Here is an 18,688-nt window from a genome sequence, read left to right as displayed (position 1 = left end):
GCAGGCGTGCTGGCTGCCTCTACCCAAGGGTAAAACCACATGACATCTACCCCGTCTGAGCACGCGCATCCCGACCCCACAGGCTTCGCCGCATTGTTCACGCGATTGCGCTCCGTCGTTGAACCGCAGGTCAATCCCCTTGCGGCGTCCTGGCCGCCCTTTGTCCTGTTCTTTTCATGGAGCGACGGGCAGCGGCGGGCCGACGTCGTGACCGCAACGGCGGCGACATTTGCCGAGGCCTGGGACGCAGGCATGGAGCACGTGACGCAGGCTGCCGGCGCGGCTGGACTGGTCGTCCAGTGGCTTCGGGTGGACTGGGTTACCAGCGTTGAAGGCATGACCTGGGAGGCACTGCGGGGCCGCCTCGAACAGACCCGGCGCAGTTATTTTCGTTGCGGCCTGTCGCTGGACAGTAATTTCAGGCATGCCTTTCTGGAGACCGAACTGAATGGCAATGCCATGCTGTATGGCGGCCCGGCACAGACGCATGCGGTTGTGAACACAAAAAACTTCGAACGGTATGCCGCCATTCGGCACCAGCTTGCCAGCGTGAATTTCGAGGATCAGCAAAACGTTAATGTGTTCTCGACCCGCGGGGCGTTCGCAAGCCTGCAAGCGCCGGAGGTACACCTTCTGCACGGGACGGGTCTGAACGCGGGCCGCCGCATCATCGAACATCTCCGGCCGGCAGACGTCAGGGCGCTCGTCGCATCCGGCAGCCGTTATCTGGCCGGCCAGGTACAGCCTGGCGGGCGCTTCCACTATGGCTGGCATCCCTGTTTCGATCGCGAAATCGGCACTTACAACACCCTGCGTCATGCAAGTTCGATCTATGCGATGCTCGAAGCCTGGGAAGTGACCCAGGACAACGACCTCAAGACAGCAATCGACGCAGCGCTGCATTATCTCGTCAATGAACTCATCATGCCGGCGGAATTACCGTCCAGTGCCCGCGCGGCGTTTCTGGTTGACCGGCAGGGCGAAGTCAAACTGGGTGGCAACGGCGTGTGCCTTCTGGCGCTGGTCAAATACAGCCAGCTGACCGGCTCAGACGAATATCTGACTCTGCTAGAACAGCTCGCAACAGGCATCCTCTTCATGCAGGATGCGGACACCGGCAAATTCAGCCATGTGCTGAACTATCCGGATCTGTCGGTTAAGCAGGCATTCCGGATCATCTATTACGACGGCGAAGCGGCCTTCGGCCTGATGCGCCTCTATGGTCTGACTGGCGATGCGAGGTGGCTCGCAGCAGTAGAAAAGGCGTTCGGCCATTTCATCGAGGCAAAACACTGGAAGGCGCATGACCACTGGCTCAGCTATTGTGTGAACGAACTGACCCGTCACAGGCCACTGGAAGCGTATTACAAATTTGGAATCCAGAACTTCGCCACCTATCTTGATTTCGTGGCTGAAAGGGTGACGACGTTTCCAACCCTGCTTGAATTGATGACGGCTGCCGAGCAGATGATTAGCCGCATGCAGCAGCAGCCCGGCCTGGAGCACCTGCTTGCCGAGGTCGATCTGGATAAGTTCTTCCATGCACTGCATGCGCGGGCGCAGCGCCTGTTAGATGGCCATTTCTGGCCGGAACTTGCCATGTACTTTGCCAATCCGGGCAGGATCACCGGCAGCTTCTTCATTCGCCACCATGCCTTCCGGGTCCGCATTGACGATGTCGAGCACTATCTATCGGGTTTTGTCGCCTATCTGAACTATCTGGAGTCGCAGCGGCATTCAGTATCCTCAACGCTGGCGCGGGAATGGAACGCCTCCCTGATCGAGGCGGCCACGCAGGGGACGTGGCTCAAGCAGCCGCCATTGGGGTGGACGGCGAGCGGCCTTTGCATTTACGCGCCTGCCATGCAGCCTGGAAACGTCGTGGTTGCCCGAACCGGTGAGGTAAGCCGGGGGATCCCTGTTCCTGTCATTCGACAGATGCAGCCGCGCCCGGCGGGTGTTATCTCGAGCCATTCTGATGTGCAGGCTCAACTTGCCGATTTGCCGGTCCTGCATGTCGCAGATACGGCCACGGCAATTCTTGCGATGGGAGCCTATGCACGCAGCCAGATGAGCGGCACTGTCCTGGCGGTGACCGGAAGCGCTGGCAAGACCACACTCGTGGCCATGCTGGCTGACGCCCTCAATGCTTACGGTCCGACAGCGGCGAGCGCGTTCAACGCAAACCTTCCCCAAGGTGTGAGCTGGAATCTTGCGTCAATCAAGTGGGACACCCCTCATGTCGTCCTGGAAGTTGCCGTGGGAAAAATGAGACAGAGCGCGGCCATTGCCCGCCCGGACGTCGGCATTTTCACTAACATCCAGCCTGCTCACCTCGGGAAAAACAGCACAATCACTGATATTGCCCGGACCAAAAGCATGCTTTTTCTTGGCATGTCTGCGGGAAGTGTCGTGGTGCTCAATCGTGACATGCTGGAATGGGATACCGTCTACCAGGCGGCCATCGAACGGGATCTGAAAATCTTTACTTACGGCACGACTGCCGAGAGCGAGTTTCAACTCGTGGATCATGACGCGTCGGGGCAGCGGGTCGATGCGCGTATTAGAGGGCGCGATATCACCTATCCGATCGGGGCCGCAGGCTTGCACATGGCGTTGAACAGCCTGGCAGTACTTGCCGCTGTGTCGGCGCTCAACTATCCGTTCGAACCTGCGCTCGAACGGATCGCACGCTTTGCTGCCCTGTCCGGCCGCGGCGAGGAGTTTGAGCTGACGCTCGACGGACGGCACGTGACCATTGTCGACCATGCCTACAATGCCAATCCCGGCTCGATGCAGGCCGCTCTGGAACATTTGCGGGACATGAAGAATGCAGCCAGACGAGTCGCTGTGCTGGGCGAGATGGCGGAACTCGGTCCCCAGGCGTCGCTGCTTCATACCGACCTGGCTGCAGTGGTCGAGCGTTGCGGGATCGATCGCGTCTATGTCATGGGCAAGCTCTATACCGACTTCTGGGAACGGTTGCCGGCTGCACGCCGTGGGCGCTACACGAATTCGCGTGACGAATTGAAGCTTGCACTTCAAGAAGAGCTTGTCGACAAGGACGTAGTGCTGCTCAAGGGCTCGAACAGTACGCGTCTCCATGAGGTCGTAGCGTGGCTGAGGGCTGGCGCGCAAAAGTAGCATTGACCTCTGGCCCTGCGAGCAATGGGTCTTCAGGCGTGCCTGAACGACCCGAAAGCTTCCAGCGCTCACCCCGATGGCGGTAAGCCGCGCGGGGTAGTCTGCGCGCAGCACGGGACCCGAATGCCAAATCAGCCGTACTACCCAAGGTGCTCGCCTGCGTCTGGTGCAGGCGAGTTCGTTGCCTGCGCGCATGGCCATCGTTGATCATTTCTGTCTTTTCTGCATAACCTCACGGAACCTTATTTATGAAATGGTTTGGCCGACATTGTCGGCGTTTATCGCACCTTCTGCGCTGGAGACTCCGGCGCTTCCTGTTCGTTGTCTTTGGCGTTTTGGGCGTTACCGAACCCAGTCTGGCGGACCGACCCACACTGGGGCCGTTTGAGACTCCACGGCCTGGGGAGCTTAATATCCCTGTGGGACGCGAGCCATTCGATGCCGCACAAGCCCTGAACGGTTCATTCAGTTCACCGGAACACTGCGCGCGAGTGCCCGATAGCCTGTGGGTCGAAGTCAACGGCAAGGGAGATTGCATTCGATACTACGCGCATGGATTGTCCGGCAGCGAAAGCCCCACTGTGCTGGTTTATTTCAGCGGGGATGTCATGCTGAGAACGACGAAGGGAGTCAGGTACGTTACACAATCCTACCTGTCTGTTTCGCCCATGGAGATTGGGAAAGATATGGCTAAATGGTCCGCTGATTCCGGCCGTCCCACGCTCTATCTTGCCCGGCCGGGTATCTATGGCTCCTCTGGCGACCATAACATGCGCCGCACGCATCGCGAGATCGAACTGATGGACCGCGCACTGGACATGCTCAAGGAGCGTTACAACATTGCATCATTCATTCTGACCGGACATTCCGCAGGAGGCCAGATCGCCGCTGCGCTCCTGAACAGACGCGGAGACGTCGCGGCATCGGTGGTTTCTTCTGCCCTTGTTTCCGCCAAACAGGTCGCGGCGTACTGGGAATACAAGCGGGAAATCCCCGGTCGACTGCTTTATGATGCCCGGAGCTATTACGATCCTGTGGACGAAATCGGGCGCATTCGCCGGGATCCACGACCGGAAATCTATGTGATTTCTGATCCGGAGGATCGTGTGGTTCCCTTTTACAGCCAGCTGTATTATGTCCGCCGTCTGCGTGCCGCCGGCCTCAAGCCGCATCACATCTACGCCAATGCTCCCGGGCCGCAGCATCACCTGCTCGCCGGACACGCGAAACGCGCTGCAACGCTTTTGGCTCAAGGGAAATCAGCGAAGGAAATCCACATGGCGCTTGCAGAACTTGACCTGTCGCAGGTTAAGTAAGCCACGAAAAGGTGCGACCTCCAGGGAGCACTGACTGGCGTTGTCATGGTGAGGAGCATTGGTCAGCAAATCGGGCCGGGCGTGGGGGCTGACGTTGATGCCGTCAAGCGACCCATGCAGCCGATTCGTAGTGGTCCGAAAGCTCGTTGTGTCGTTGTCGCCGTCAGCCTGCGGCAGCCGATCGGACAGACCGCGCGCTTTCGTTTGGGTAGTTGTTTCCGTCGTTACGTTAGCCCCGGAACAGCATCCACTGTCGATGGACACCTGACGGTATTTTTCCTAAACTTGTTCACGGCTGGTTGCTTGTTATTCGCTGCGTCCCTGGCTTCGACAGTGAGATTTGTGGTTGAAAGTTGCCGCCTCAATTTCCGTTCCGACTTGGCTGTATGACGCTTCGAAACCGGGCTCGTGCCGGAGTTGCCTGCGATGGGATGATCGCGAAACGGTGGTCGTGGGTTTGAGCAGGGGGCTATGTCTTTCGTCGCGCGTTAGGGGCACCCCCAGATACCGGCCTCGCTGGTCAAAGTCTCGATGAGCGGACGAGAAGATAAAGGTGCCTTGCGCATAAATAGGGAGCTCGATGGACAGTATCGATCCGAAGCGATTCGGCAAGGTGGCAGTGTTGTTTGGTGGAGTGTCCGCCGAGCGTGACGTGTCGCTCAATTCTGGTCGTCTCGTGTTGCAGAGACTGCGCGATGCAGGCGTCGACGCACACCCCTTCGATCCATCCACGCGGCCGTTGTCAGCGTTAAAGGACGAGGGCTTTGTGCGCGCGTTCAACGTGCTGCACGGCGGCTACGGCGAAAATGGACAGATTCAGGGCGCGCTCGATTTCTATGGGATCCGATATACGGGCAGCGGCGTGCTTGGTTCGGCGCTCGGGCTGGACAAGTTCCGCGCGAAACTTGTGTGGCAGCAACTGGGTATTCCGACGCCGCCGTTCGAGGCCGTGATGCGCGGCGACGATTACGATGCGCGTGCGCAGGAGATCGTCGCGCAACTCGGGTTGCCGCTATTTGTGAAGGCGGCGAGCGAAGGCTCAAGCGTCGCCGTGATCAAGGTAAAAGCGGCCGAGGCGCTACCCTCAGCGATCGCGGAAGCAGCAAAGTTCGACGCTATCGTGCTGGTCGAGAAGAGTATCGAAGGCGGCGGTGAATACACTGCGTGCATTGCGGGCGACCTCGATCTGCCGGTCATCCAAATTGTGCCAGCGGGCGAGTTCTACGACTATGACGCGAAGTACGTTCACGATTCGACGCAGTACCTGATTCCATGCGGACTGGCATCCCAGGAAGAGATGCGCCTGAAGCAACTCGCGCGCCGCGCGTTTGACGTGCTCGGTTGCTGGGACTGGGGGCGTGTCGACTTCATGATGGATGGCGAGGGCAAGCCGTACTTCCTCGAAGTGAACACATCACCAGGAATGACCGATCACTCGCTGTTGCCGAAGGCTGCTCGCGCGGTTGGTATCGGCTATCAGGAACTGGTGGTGAGGGTATTGTCGCTCACGCTGAAGGATTGACCTCGCCGAGAGGTGTAGCAGAATTCGTCAATCCGGTCCCGGCGTCGGCGCCCTGCTGGGTAAGGGCTGTGGGGCAATCGCAGTCCCGACCGGGGCAAAGAACGGCGTTGTCACATTAGCGTTCACGCGGCGGAAGATTGGCAGGCGATGCCACCATTCAAAGCTTAACGGACGGAACTTGGGCGACGCCTATGAAAAACGCCACGCATTGCGCGGCGAACTATTGGCGATAAAGCGAACAGCGCAGCAGTTGATGTGCTTCACGCTCGCCAGCGCGGCGAGTTCTGCTTTTGCGGTCAGGTAAATGCGTAACAGGTCGGTAACGATTTTCTTCGGTGCTTCGGGACTGGCCGTCAGCACGCGTGTAAAGAAGCGTTTCGCTGTTGCGCCGCGCGGTGGATAATCAGGTTGTTACCTGCCACGTGAACCTTCCTTCGAGGGGGCACCCGGCGAAAGCGTCAACTCCGCTGGCACCTATGACTCCATACGCACAACGCAATGTATTGGACCGCTTTCGCCGCTATCAGCATTTGTTGATGTTCGGCGGCGGGGCAGTGGTAACGGCGGTGGTGCTGGTTGCGTTCGTCCTGAACACGGTGGCCACTGTACGTACCTATGTTGCGCTCGAGCATCAAGAACTGATGTCCGGCGTGAACCGGCTCACCGACCTTAACTCGCGCAACGTCGTGCTTATGCAAAACGGCGTACGGCTCATCGAGGTCGCCTGGAGGGCCGGCGAACAGGCCGAGTCACGCCTTATCGAACAGTTCACAGGCAATGGCCAGATGCTTCGTCTTCAGCAGGCCCCAGATCATCTGCCGGTGCTCGTGGTGGGTGCCTCGTCTGCAACGCCTCCTGATTTGTTGGCAACCCGGTACATTCGGCTTGCTAAACAGATAAGTCAGGCGGCGACGGCAGCTTCCGAACGAAACGGAGGCCTGTTGACATTCTGGTTGTACAGGCCTGACCGTCCACTGCTCATCCTGGTACCATCGCCTGGCGATGCCCGGATGGCGACCTTGCTTGCCGATCGTGCTGCTTTTTTTTCTGCACTCGCGGGACCTGGCGGCAATCTCCTTGTTCCGCGAGACGTGCCCTTGCTCGATCCCCGCACCGGGGGGCGTGCATTTCGGTGGCTCCCTCCCTACGATAGTCCGTTAAGCGGCAGGCGATCAGTTCGAGTTGCAGCGACCCTGTTTGACAAGGAGCGCAAGCCGTTCGCCGTCGCTGTTTACGAGTTACCGGTCACCATTATCACTGCCGCTCTAGGGGAGAGTGGGCTTGACGGCTCTCTTATGCTCTTCGCGCGCAATGGACAGGTTATCACTTCATTTTCGCGTCAACCGGTCGACCCGAAGGCGTCGGATACCGCGCGTGCTTTAGGTGTCGCAGGAATTGTCGAGCCGACAGGCAGGATCTTTCGTGACGGCCACATGCTGTTTGGCTGGCCAATCGGCGAGACTGGCGCAACGCTCGTGTTTGCGCAGTCGTGGCGCTCGATTGCCCGGGCACTGACTGGTCAGATTGGAACGTCGGCCGCGACGACTGGAGTGATCCTCCTCGTGGTGTGGTCGCTGATTCTACTGTTCAACCGGCGCGTGTTCCTGCCTGTTCTTGAGCGCTCTCGACGCGTGTTCGAAAGCGAGCACCTGAGCCGCGCGCTGATCGAGACGGCACCGGTAGGGCTGGGGCTGATTGCCGTGGAGAGCGGTAAGCCGTTGTTGCGCAGTCCGACGATGATCGAGGCCGCGGCGCGGGTGGTCCTGCCGGCGGCACGGACACTTTCGGCAGAACTGGTTCACCGTCACCGGCAACGCGCAGATGTAAGCGGTGTAACCGGTACAAACAGCATGGCGCACGAGGCGTGGTCGCTGCCGACACGCGAGGGTGGGACGATGGATCTCTCGGTGAGTGTCGTGCCGGCGCGCTACCAGGGCGAGGACGTGCTGGTGACGGCGTTCACGGACGTGACGGTGGAAAAGCGCCTCAATCGGCAACTGCGGGAAGCAAAGCAGGCGGCGGACTCGGCCAATGCCGCGAAATCCGCTTTCCTGGCGGCGATGAGCCATGAGATCCGCACACCGCTCAACGCGATCCTGGGGAATCTCGAGCTGCTGTCGCACTCGCAACTCGATGCGCTGCAGCGTGACCGGCTGAAAACGATCCGGGGTTCATCGGACGGACTGCTTGCAATCGTGAGCGACGTGCTGGATTTCTCGAAGATCGAGGCCGGTGAGATGACGCTCGAGCGGATCGTGTTCGACGCGCAGGAGGTAGCCTCGCGGGCTCTGACGATGTTCGGGCCGGTGGCGCGGGCGAAGGGCGTGAGGTTGTCGGGCGAATTTGGCACATCGACCACTCAACCGATGCAGGGCGATCCGACGAGGCTTGGCCAGGTGATGAACAATTTGCTGTCGAACGCCATCAAGTTTTCCGGGCACGGAGAGGTGACATTGAGACTGTCGGCGGAAGCGGGCAGTGATGATCAGCCAGAGCTTGTGATCGAAGTTGAAGACAGCGGGATCGGGATATCGCCGGAGCAGCAGGCGATGCTGTTCCGCGCGTTCAGCCAGGCGGATACGACGATCAAGCGTCGCTTCGGTGGCACCGGTCTGGGGCTGGCATTATGCGCGCGGCTGACGGATGCGATGGGAGGGACGATCGCAGTGCACAGCGTGCCCGGCGAGGGCAGCCTCTTTACGGTGCGGGTGCCGCTGGGCGACTGTCACGGCGAGCCTGGGCTGGATATGCCGCACTTCGAGGGCGAGCAGGTGCTGTTCGTCGCGGCGGCGGACACGTGGCACGCGTATGCGGTGCCGGCACTGGAGGCCTGGGGGCTGAAGGTACAGGCGTATCGTCATCCTGCGCAACTCGATCTGGAGACGCTGGAGGAGGCGGATACCCTGATTGTCTGCGGCGAGCACGACACCTGGCATGCGGACGACGTCCGTCGTCTGCTGGAAGCGTCGTCCTGGATGATTGACTGCAGCGCGGAAGGACCGGCGTATCCCGTAGCGACGGGACGGGCGGTGAAGGTCTCAAGCTATGGTCTGAAAGGGCTGGCGGCGGCGCTACGCCATACCTTGCAGGGCATGCCGCTGGCGGCGGGCAAAGAGACACAGCGGGTATTGTCGCGCCGGCTGAAGGTGCTGGTGGCGGAAGACAACGCGGTGAACCGGGAACTGTTCAGCGAGCAGTTGAAGATGCTCGGGTGTGAGCCGCAGGTGGCGGAAGATGGGCTGCAGGCGCTGGAACGTCTCTCACGGGAGCGCTTCGATGTGCTGGTGACCGATCTGGCGATGCCGGTGCTGGACGGTTATGGGCTCGTGCGAGAGGCACAGGCACGCTGGCCAGAAATGCCGATCGTGGTGGCGACGGCGAGCGTGACGCAGGAGGAGCGAGCGCGTTGTGAGGCGGCCGGGGTAATGCGGGTCGTGGCCAAGCCGCTGCAGCTGGACGAGCTGTCGGCAACGCTGTCGGAGGTGACCGGCGTGCCGGGTGTGGCGGTGCAGGCGGAGGAACAGGAACAGGAACAGGAACAGGAACAGGAACAGGAACAGGAACAGGAACAGGAAAGGAAACGCGATGGGATGCTGGGCGGCCGTGCAATGCCAGCCCACGTGCGGGCTACATTCCTGAAATCGTGCGAAGAGGCGCTGGCGGCGATCCATGCCGCGTACGATGCCGGCGACGCGGCCCGGATACTCGCCGAGTTGCATTCGTTGCGGGGCGCGCTAAATGTGTTTGGATACCGCACGCTTGCAGAGCAGTGCGCTCAAATGGAAGTCGCGATATCGAAGGAGGGTGTCGGGGCGGCGCAGGACATGATTGATGCTTTCGATAGCCAGTTGAGTGCCACTATCCTGACTTGATCCACTTGAAGTTCAAGGCCTTCATCGTCGGCGCGCTGCACAGCTTCTTCATCCGTGTATTCCTGATGCCGCAGCCGCCATAAGCCTGCACGCAGGCCGCTCTCGCCGGTTTATTGCATCGCGCGGGGCCAGGATAAAAGACGGTGTGCGTCGCACAAACATTCGTGCAGTCATGCTACTCGTTGGCACGATTAGTAATACTGGTCATATTGACATTTGTTGGGATCATCTTCCATGTAGCGACGCAATCCGGATTCGTGCTTCTTGAGCAAGGTTCTTGCTGGAAAAACGCGGGCAGACATGCTAAGGTTAACCTCGAAAAGGAGTGGTAGTTCAGTTGGTTAGAATACCGGCCTGTCACGCCGGGGGTCGCGGGTTCGAGTCCCGTCCACTCCGCCAACATCTCAAGAAAGTCGTCAACCTTTTCGCGGGCTACTTAAGTGCCCAAACGCGTCGAGACTCATCACGTTTCGACGTAGGGCATCGTCGGTTCGGTTGTATCTGCTACGCAGGCAGCGAGGTTGCAACGTGCCGGACGGGAATAGCTGATCGGATCGTCAAGGTGCCTCCACTATCCCCCAGTTGACCATCATTCCGTACCTCTGTCGCTTGCCCCGATCGGGGCTGCGATACCCAACAGCCCACGCCCCGCAACACAACACGCTGCCACGGCCGCCATTTCGTATGCCGGCGATTGACGGAGCAGACGGTGAATCCGGTTGTGGCGATGGCGGCGTTGCACAGACATCCGCCCAACATTCCTACCTGTCGGGCAGATGAGTGGTCCTCATCGTGGCACAACCCGTCCCTGTGTCTGCTCCACTATTTAATGCTTATCGCGAGGTCTGGTTGCGGAACAGCCAGCGTCCATTCCGTTCTTTCGCGTGATGTGGCTGCAGCCTGATCTCGACCGTGATACCGCGGCCCCGTGCATCGACGATGAACGCGTCGATCAGGTCGCGCACATCGTGATCGATGTAGTCGGCACGGGTCGTGTCGATGATAACGGCCGATTGGTCAGGAATCTGCCATAGATAGTGCTTGACCTTCACCTTGCCGACAAATGACACATCCTTGCGGAAAGACAGCAGGTAGTGGTCGTCTTGCTGCGCAAACATAACGGGACCACGCAAATTCGCACACGCGACCATGAGGACAACGACCGCGAGTCCGAGCGCGATGCCGAACAGGAGATCCACGGCGAGCACGCCGATTATCGTCGCGATGAACGGTGCGAATGCACCTGGTCCCTGTTTCGCAACGGACAGGAACAAACTCGGTTTGGCGAGCTTGATGCCGGTATGGATGAGGATCGCGGCAAGACTTGCCAGGGGGATCTGATTAATCAGGCCGGTGAGTGCAAACACGCTGACTAGCAGCAGTATGAAGTGCACGATGGCGGACACGCGGCTCTGTGCACCTGCATTGACGTTCGCCGAGCTGCGCACGATTACCGACGTGATCGGCAGGCCGCCTGTTGCTCCTGCAATCAGATTGCCCACGCCTAGCGTTTTCAGCTCCCGGTCTGGCAGAGTCGGGCGGCGCTTCGGATCGATCTGTTTGACGGCTTCCGGGCTCAGCAGCGTCTCGAGACTTCCGACGACCGCCAGCGTCAACGCGACGCGCCAGATGTCGGGGTTTAGTAGTTGCGCGAAATTCGGCCCGAGATCAGCGCTCTTGATTGCGGCGCTGAGAGCAGCAATCGAGGCGAGCTCGGGCAGGGCGACACGGTGTTCGGCGGGCGAGGCGAGGCTTGGGGACAGCATGTCAAGTAACAGCGTCGCGGCAATGCCGAGCAGCACAACGGCGAGCGGCGCAGGGACTAGGCGCACAAGCCTCAAGCGTCGCAGCGCTCGGGTTTCCCAACTGGCTAGCAGGACGAGTGACACCGTCGCGACGGCGAAGGCGGTTAGTGCGCGGAGGCTGAATGGCATGTTGCCGACGGGCGTATCAAGGTCACCTGCAATGCCTAACGCGAACGGCAACTGCTTGACGATCAGCAATATGCCAATGGCGGAAAGCATACCCTTGATAACGGGCGAAGGCACATGTGCGGCCACTCGGCCTGCCTTCACCATTCCGAAGCCAAATTGAATGGCGCCGGACAGTAGCACGGCGAGCAGAAAGGCCAAGAAGCTGCCGAGGCGCGCAATGCCTTCGACGAATGACGACGAGGTCCGCCGCCGGTCCACTGACAAAGAGTGGCGAGCCGCACAGAACCACGACGACGAGGCCGCAGATGATGCCGGACACAAGGCCTGCGAAGGGCTCAACACCAGATGCATTGGCAATACCCAGGCACAGCGGCAGCGTGACAAGAAAGACAACGACACCCGCAATCAGGTCGAGTGGGAGCGTTGAGAGTGATGCTCGTAGATTCATGATGGACGGAAAAAAGGAGTGTGATTTGGAGGGCGATTCATTGTGGTGGATCAGCCTGCGTTCTTATGTGGTGTGTCCTGGTGGGTGCTACCTGCGGAATAGCCAGAGTCGAATTCCTCGATGCGGCCATCGGTGAGAGAAAAGATCCAGCCGTGCACTAGGGGGGCGGGGACGCTGTCACGGATGATCGCCGTGTCACGCAGCAACCTCACCTGTTCGAGCACGTTGAACTCGGAGAGCCGGCCGGCCGCCCGGTCGCTCGGTTCGCAGTCGAGCTCTGCGCAATGCCGGTGGGCAAGCGCGCGAAGTGGTGCGATGTGGCGGTTGACGTGCGGCATTCCGGAAGAGGGCGGTAGGAGAGATGCGCGTACACCGCCGCAGCCGTATTGACCGCAAACGATCACGTGCTCGACCATCAGCGCGCGCACGGCATACTCGAGCACGCTCGCGTAACTATTGTCGCTCGGATGAAAAAGGTTGGCGACGTTGCGATGGACAAATAGCTCGGCCGGCGCACTGTGGGTGATGGCTTCAGCAGGCACCCGACTGTCGGAGCAGCCTATCCAGAGCACACGGGGATTTTGGCCGAGCGACAGGGTGGTGAAGAAATCTGGCGCGCGTTCAGCGGTTTCTCGCGCCCATACGATATCGGCGAGAAGCATGCTCTTGGGACGATGCATGGCCACTAACTCCCTGATCAGGTAAAGCCTGGTCGCAAGGTGGACCCTTTGAACACAGGCTATGCAAAATGAAACGAGTTCATCGCGCGTATCGACCAGGGCATGATCCAATCGATAGTCATGCAGATGAAAACAAGATGAGGATTGGTCTGACAAGAACGTTTCACATCAAGTTCAATGAGCGAGAGAAAGAGCTGGCATTTTTTTGCGCCTGCAATATTTTTCAGAATCACAGTGCGGGCGTTTGACCAACTTGTACGGTAGCCCCGATGTTTTAGAAGACCTGGAATCTTCGAGCGATGTGGAATTGAAAAATTGTCAAATTGCCAGAATGACGTGAATGAGAAAGTGAGTGACGTTAGTTATACTAATCTAGTAGAAAAAGCGATCCAGAACCGGATTTCCGGTTGCAGCTTCTTGCGCCTCGAAGACACCCTTGGGTCTTCACCGACCAGCGTCGCACCGTTTCGTATGTGAATTCCATACCGTCCCAGCAATATCCGACTGACGCTTTCGCCGCCCGAAGCTCGTTGAAAACGAACCACTCCGTCGTCGGATCATACGGACGACAATGCGCTATCTCCAGATATATCCCGTTGGTTTTTCGGATCAGTCAGGCAGTTTGGTGGATTGAATGAGGCTAGTAAGATACCTGCCCTCGATGGCCGCCGTTACATTACGCATTCCAAAATTCGATTCATAAATGCAGTTGACCGATCGAGCGAGCAATGAAAATCAAGCTGATACTTGCAGACGACCACCCGGCATTAATCACTGGCGTCAAATACGAACTATCCAGAGTCCATACTCTCAGCGTCCTTGGGACGGCGCAGGATTCGACGGAAATCGTCAATTTTCTGTCAAATGTCGAATGTGACATTCTCATCACAGACTACTCCATGCCTAGGGGAGAATACGGTGACGGGATGGCCATGCTTTCGTTCTTAAAGCGCCGATATCCCGACCTTAAGATAATCGTCTTCACCACGATCGACAATTTCGCCATTGCTTCCAAGATGCGAAAAATTGGTATCCAATCGGTACTGAACAAATCGAAAGATGTTGACTATCTGATTACCGCCATACATGCAGTTCACGCGGGTGCAACCTACTTTTCACCGACTTCACGCGAGCAACCCGGAAGAGTCGGCCCAACGCAAGCCATACCTCCGCGCAATCTTTCGGGACGGGAAGCCGAGGTTGTACGTCTGTACGTGTCCGGCGTCACGATTAACGAAATAGCCGCCCAGTTGAATCGGACGAAGCAGACAGTGAGCGCACAGAAAAGGGCGGCGATGCGCAAGCTGGGCATAGAACGTGACGCTGATTTATTCAGGTTTGCATATGAAAGCGGATTTTCGGCCTCCCCGATTCACGTAGAGGATATCGACGCGAATGTCAGGTTATACCCAAATACGGGTGTCTAATCGTCAGCCAATGCCTGGTACTATTTAGTGGAAAGAATTCGAGCGATTTTGTTGAAAGGAGGAGTCGACGAATCGGACGAGTATATATGAACTGGAGCGCAGACGTTAGGATGCGATATCGCCATGTCAGGCTTGAGGATTGATGTCGGGCTTGGTACTGCCATTGTCACGCAAGAGCGTCGAGCCTTATCCAGTTCACGCGAGCGCGAAGCATCGTTGGCGTGATGGACTCGTCGCCGTTGATCGGAGCAATGCCCGCTGATGCTCAGAAGGCTTCGAGTTCCGTTGTGACGATGGCTCGCCGTTACGTGGGACCTTCGCGCTGGACTGCCATGACCGGTAGGTGACATCCGTTGGGCAGCGACTACTGGCGCACATAATGACGACGCGTCGTGCGTGATGTGATGCTCGCTGCGGTCGAGCGACGCTTCGGAGCGACCCAGGCGGGTGCGGCCGTTGAACGGCTGTCGGACAACGGCCCTGGCTACATCGACCATCGCACGCGCAGCTTCGCTCGCGGGTTCCGGCGAACTGCTGCGCCATCAACCTAACAGATTGCGGAAATACCTCGCGCGGAAGTCATCGCGACGGATAGCAAAAGCGTTGATGTGAGAAGCTCACCCGCCCCCCAAGGAGATCATGCGCGGCGCCGACACGTTCACCGAAAGTCTGTTTTCCGTGCGCAAGCTGGACGATTTCGTTCCGGACTCACATCCGCTGCGCTCGATTCGCGTCATGGCGAATGAGGCGCTGGCGAAGTTGGACCGGTTGTTCGCCGGAATGTATGAGGCTGACATCAAGGGCGGCCGCCCGAGCATCGCGCCGGAGAAACTGCTGCGGGCCATGCTGCTGCAGGTGCTGTACAGCATCCGGTCCGAACGCCAGTTCATGGAGCAAACGCAATACAACCTGCTTTTTCGATGGTTTATCGGTCTGTCGATGGACGATTCGGTGTGGGTGCCGACGGTGTTCACGAAAAACCGCGAGCGTTTAATCCGGCACGACGCGGTGGTCGAATTCTTCAGTGAAGTGCTGGCTATCGCGCAGAAGAAGAACTGGTTGTCGGGCGAGCACTTCAGCGTGGACGGCACGCTGATCCAGGCGTGGGCGGGGACACAAGAGCTTTGTGCGCAAGGACGGTGACGACAGCGATAACGACGGTGGTAGCGGCGAGGGGCGACTTCAGGGGTAGCAGGCGGAGCAACGAGACGCACGAGTCGACGACCGATCCCGACGCACGGCTTTACTGCAAGGGCAAGACGGCCAGCGAACTGCGTTTCATGGACCACACGCTGACCGACAACCGCCATGGACTGGTGGTCAACGCCCGCGTGAGTCGTGCTGACGGGCATGCCGAACGTGAAGCGGCCAAGGTCATGATCAACGATGCGCGGCAAGCAGCGAAGGACGCGGCTGCGCAAATCACGCTGGGGGCGGACAAGGGTTACGACGCACACGAATTCATCGAAGCGTGCCAGCAGATGAAGGTCACGCCGCACGTGGCACAGAACACCTCGGGTCGTCGTTCAGCAGTGCCCGATGCCATCGCACACAGCGTGGGCTATGTGATATCGCAGCAAAAGCGCAAGCTGAGCGAACAAGGCTTTGGTTGGGCGAAGACCGTGGGGCGCATGCGCTAGGTGATGGTGCGCGGGTTGAAAAAAGTCGACCAGATGTTCGTGTTGAACATGGCCGCCTACAACCTCGTGCGCATGCGCTCTCTGGGGCAGGTCCGCCCGCAGTAGCGGAAATCGCGGTAATCGGGCGAAAAATGCGCCTCAAGCCGTCGAAAAGGGCGTTGAATGGGCGCTGGAATTTCGCCATGCAGAAAATCTGCGGCGGCAACCGCTCAGCGAGATGGACGTTGCTTCTGCTGGGGTGTATTTCCGCAGCCTGCTAACGGTGTCCACGTCCTGAGTTACAGGAGCAACTCCAGCCTCTTTCTATGCGCCGCCACAACACCAAAAACAAATTTATGACGAGTCCGACTGGTGTAAAAGAAAAATAACACCCGTCGCATTTCCGTCGATACTCAGAAAAATAGAATGTATGAAAGGCGTTGGTTGATGCTATTTGCATAGAAAGTGCTTTTATTCCAGCATGAATATTCCGAGTGCGATCTGAATTCATAAAACTCACGGCAATGAAGGGTTTTGGATTGTGCACCTGGAGTCGCGACTCAGACGAGATGGCGCGAAAAACTGTCTTTCCGATAGATCGCGAGGTAGTAAAGTGCAAGGAATAGTCAATATTATTGTGGCCGATGACCACCCTGTCGTATTATCGGGTGTCAGAATGGTACTGAGCGGACCTACTGATTTAAGAATGGTAGCGACTGCGTGCGACTCGACTGAGGTTGTTGAACGTCTTGCTCGCGTGCCCTGCAGTGTACTTGTCACTGACGACGCGATGCCCGGAGGCGAATACGGCGACGGAGTTCCCTATCTGGCGTTCTTGAGAGAGTGTTTTCCGGATTTGAAGATCATCGTATTCAGTATGAATGGCGACCCTGATCTTCGACGGTCGCTCGAGCGGATTGGAGTGCATTCCCTTATTCTAAAGAGTGCTGACGTCAGCGAGCTTGTATCGGCAATACGCAGTGCGTTCTCGGGCAACCTTTGCAACTTCAGTTAGCAACGTTTGGCTGTTATTTTTGTTGAGTTCTGGTGGATTTTTTCAGGGCGATATAAGTCTTTCTTTTCTTCGGCAGTTTTACAACTTGCGATGTAGTGTGAAGATCAAAGGAAATCGAAATGTCGAATAACAAAGAGGCCGCAACTATTCAGGCGCTACTCGCGTTCGTCAATCTCCAAAAGAATGAAGAGCGCGAATTTATAGTAACAATGAACCTCCTGCTTCGAGCCTCTGCAAAAGGACGGCGGAAAATCATTGCCCAACTTCAGGGGAAAACTTTAATGAACTCTGATGTTCCCGGAAGGCTATAGGCATTGTCGTCGCTGGCCCGGCGCGGCGAATACAACGGTTTGATAGCCGTTATCGACGGCAAACACCATCAAGCAGACGGTTGATTGAGCGGCTCCGCGCGATAAGCCTCGTTCGTATGGGCGTCGTCAAAGGTGGCAAATTCATTCTTCACGCGCTCGCCGGCTGAGGCCCGCAAATACCTAAGCACGACATTGGCGATTCACCGAAGAAAACCCGGCGCACTTTGCGCCACGAGACGCGCAACGGCTCATCCGCCACGTTTCAAAAGTATTTAATTTCTCTCAAGGCTTGACGCTGCCAGCGCATGGCACGGAAGGTTTCGAGCCTGCACCACCGCGAGATGTGAAACAGGAATCGAACCGACCAGCGACCGCAGTCCGTCCTCTATTCCGTTGCGCTCGAGCGACGTTGTCAGTTGCTGAGGTCGTCGCGAAGATGGTGAGAAGAAGAAATCAAAATCGCGGCTTCACGATCACCATTTGTCCGCTGACGTCATCGGTGCGCGATTAATGGGACGTACGCTCGAGTGTCTCGACACTATTCATCTGAGCCAAGCGATAGCCATAACCGTAAACCGCTGCGAGCCGATAACCGTTTTCCGGGCGCAGATTGAGCTTGGCACGTAGTACCGACACGTGCGTGTCAATTGTCCGCGACGAGATTTCGGCGATCTGATTCCAGATTACATCGCGAATGTGGGCGCGAGACAACGGTCGGCCCAAGTGTTGGAACAGCAGCAGTGCAAGTTCGAATTCCTTTGGGGTCAGCGCAGCAGCGGTTCCCTTAAGCAGCGCCTGCTTCGCAATCAGATCGAAGTCGTAATCTCCATAGACTTCGCGCCCAGCAGCACTGAGCTGATAGGTGCGTCGCAACAGCGAACTGACGCGCGCGAGCAGGACCCTTCCAGGGACCGGCTTGACGACGTAATCGTCGGCTCCGTGATTAAGTATTGACGAGATATCCGCTTCACTGCTGCGGCTCGTCATGAACAGAACAGGAAGTCGTTCAGAGAGGCTACCTCGAACCCAGCACAAGATCTCTTTGCCCGACATGTCTGGCACGTTCCAGTCGAGTATGAGTAGATCAAAGGTCTGCCGTCTCAGTTGCCGTGCCAGTTCCCGGCCAGAGGAAAACGCGTGGCAGATATGCCCTGCCGGCGATAACGTCTGAGAGCAAAAGTCGGTTTGTGCCTGATCGTCGTCTAGGACAGCAATTCTCATAGAATCCTCAAAAGTATTGTCAAGTTGTCGTTCAGCGCGAGTTCTCTAATGGACTGCCCGCATCATCGATGCCTCTTCGTAAAAAGGCCCCGAAAAAAAGCGCATTTTCGTGATAAGTATTGGTAAATTAATAATGAAAATTACAAAGGCACTGATGAAATCATTAACTAGTTCGTAGT

At 57.9% G+C, this 18,688-nt stretch carries 10 protein-coding genes, 1 tRNA gene and 3 pseudogenes; 10 read left to right on the top strand and 4 right to left on the bottom strand.

Annotated features, from left to right (window positions below):
• Positions 1-39: 39 nt before the first annotated feature.
• The 3 genes from OKW27_RS16825 (at position 40) to OKW27_RS16815 (ending at position 5,982) form a co-directional block, all read left to right on the top strand.
• The gene (locus tag OKW27_RS16825; RefSeq protein WP_429334144.1) at positions 40-3,144 is read left to right on the top strand and encodes a Mur ligase family protein; all 3,105 of its coding nucleotides are present in this window, start codon (positions 40-42) and stop codon (positions 3,142-3,144) included.
• 248 nt (positions 3,145-3,392) lie between these two features.
• Positions 3,393-4,460 carry an alpha/beta hydrolase family protein gene (locus tag OKW27_RS16820; protein ID WP_429334143.1) on the top strand — a complete coding sequence of 356 codons (1,068 nt, stop codon included), beginning with the start codon at positions 3,393-3,395 and terminating at the stop codon, positions 4,458-4,460.
• A gap of 580 nt (positions 4,461-5,040) precedes the next feature.
• The gene (locus tag OKW27_RS16815; protein WP_429334142.1) at positions 5,041-5,982 is read left to right on the top strand and encodes a D-alanine--D-alanine ligase; all 942 of its coding nucleotides are present in this window, start codon (positions 5,041-5,043) and stop codon (positions 5,980-5,982) included.
• Positions 5,983-6,171: 189 nt separating this feature from the next.
• Here OKW27_RS16815 and OKW27_RS16810 read toward each other — a convergent pair whose 3' ends face one another.
• Positions 6,172-6,342: a hypothetical protein gene (locus OKW27_RS16810; protein WP_429334141.1), complete on the bottom strand. Its 171-nt coding sequence runs from the start codon at positions 6,340-6,342 to the stop codon at positions 6,172-6,174.
• A 116-nt stretch (positions 6,343-6,458) separates the two neighbouring features.
• Here OKW27_RS16810 and OKW27_RS16805 point away from each other — a divergent pair, with 116 nt between their 5' ends.
• Together OKW27_RS16805 and OKW27_RS16800 are read left to right on the top strand one after the other, a co-directional pair.
• A complete protein-coding gene (locus tag OKW27_RS16805) occupies positions 6,459-9,854 on the top strand; it encodes an ATP-binding protein (protein WP_429334140.1) in 3,396 nt (1,131 codons plus the stop codon).
• A gap of 322 nt (positions 9,855-10,176) precedes the next feature.
• Positions 10,177-10,253, top strand: a tRNA-Asp gene (locus OKW27_RS16800).
• A 434-nt stretch (positions 10,254-10,687) separates the two neighbouring features.
• Here OKW27_RS16800 and OKW27_RS16795 read toward each other — a convergent pair.
• Together OKW27_RS16795 and OKW27_RS16790 are read right to left on the bottom strand one after the other, a co-directional pair.
• Positions 10,688-12,236: pseudogene (locus OKW27_RS16795) on the bottom strand (SulP family inorganic anion transporter).
• Positions 12,237-12,286: 50 nt separating this feature from the next.
• Positions 12,287-12,916, bottom strand: a complete 630-nt coding sequence (locus tag OKW27_RS16790; RefSeq protein WP_429334139.1) for a carbonic anhydrase — start codon at positions 12,914-12,916, stop codon at positions 12,287-12,289.
• A 728-nt stretch (positions 12,917-13,644) separates the two neighbouring features.
• Here OKW27_RS16790 and OKW27_RS16785 point away from each other — a divergent pair.
• From OKW27_RS16785 to OKW27_RS16765, 5 genes and pseudogenes are all read left to right on the top strand, one after another.
• Positions 13,645-14,343: a response regulator gene (locus OKW27_RS16785; protein ID WP_429334138.1), complete on the top strand. Its 699-nt coding sequence runs from the start codon at positions 13,645-13,647 to the stop codon at positions 14,341-14,343.
• A gap of 190 nt (positions 14,344-14,533) precedes the next feature.
• Positions 14,534-14,858: pseudogene (locus OKW27_RS16780) on the top strand (IS3 family transposase); the annotation flags it as partial.
• Between the two features lie 124 nt (positions 14,859-14,982).
• Positions 14,983-16,088, top strand: a pseudogene (locus OKW27_RS16775) (IS5 family transposase).
• A gap of 415 nt (positions 16,089-16,503) precedes the next feature.
• A complete protein-coding gene (locus tag OKW27_RS16770; RefSeq protein WP_429334137.1) occupies positions 16,504-16,977 on the top strand; it encodes a response regulator in 474 nt (157 codons plus the stop codon).
• Between the two features lie 119 nt (positions 16,978-17,096).
• Positions 17,097-17,288 (top strand): hypothetical protein, encoded by a 192-nt coding sequence (locus OKW27_RS16765; protein ID WP_429334136.1) that lies wholly within the window; start codon positions 17,097-17,099, stop codon positions 17,286-17,288.
• Positions 17,289-17,795: 507 nt separating this feature from the next.
• On the opposite strand, the gene OKW27_RS16760 is transcribed toward OKW27_RS16765, so the two are convergent.
• The gene (locus tag OKW27_RS16760; RefSeq protein ID WP_090809603.1) at positions 17,796-18,509 is read right to left on the bottom strand and encodes a response regulator transcription factor; all 714 of its coding nucleotides are present in this window, start codon (positions 18,507-18,509) and stop codon (positions 17,796-17,798) included.
• Positions 18,510-18,688 lie beyond the last annotated feature (179 nt).

Source organism: Paraburkholderia sp. 35.1, from assembly GCF_050436525.1.
Taxonomy (GTDB): Bacteria; Pseudomonadota; Gammaproteobacteria; order Burkholderiales; family Burkholderiaceae; genus Paraburkholderia; species Paraburkholderia tuberum.
The sequence above is the reverse complement of the archived record's forward strand: the minus strand, read 5'-3'. Positions and strand labels throughout refer to the sequence as shown.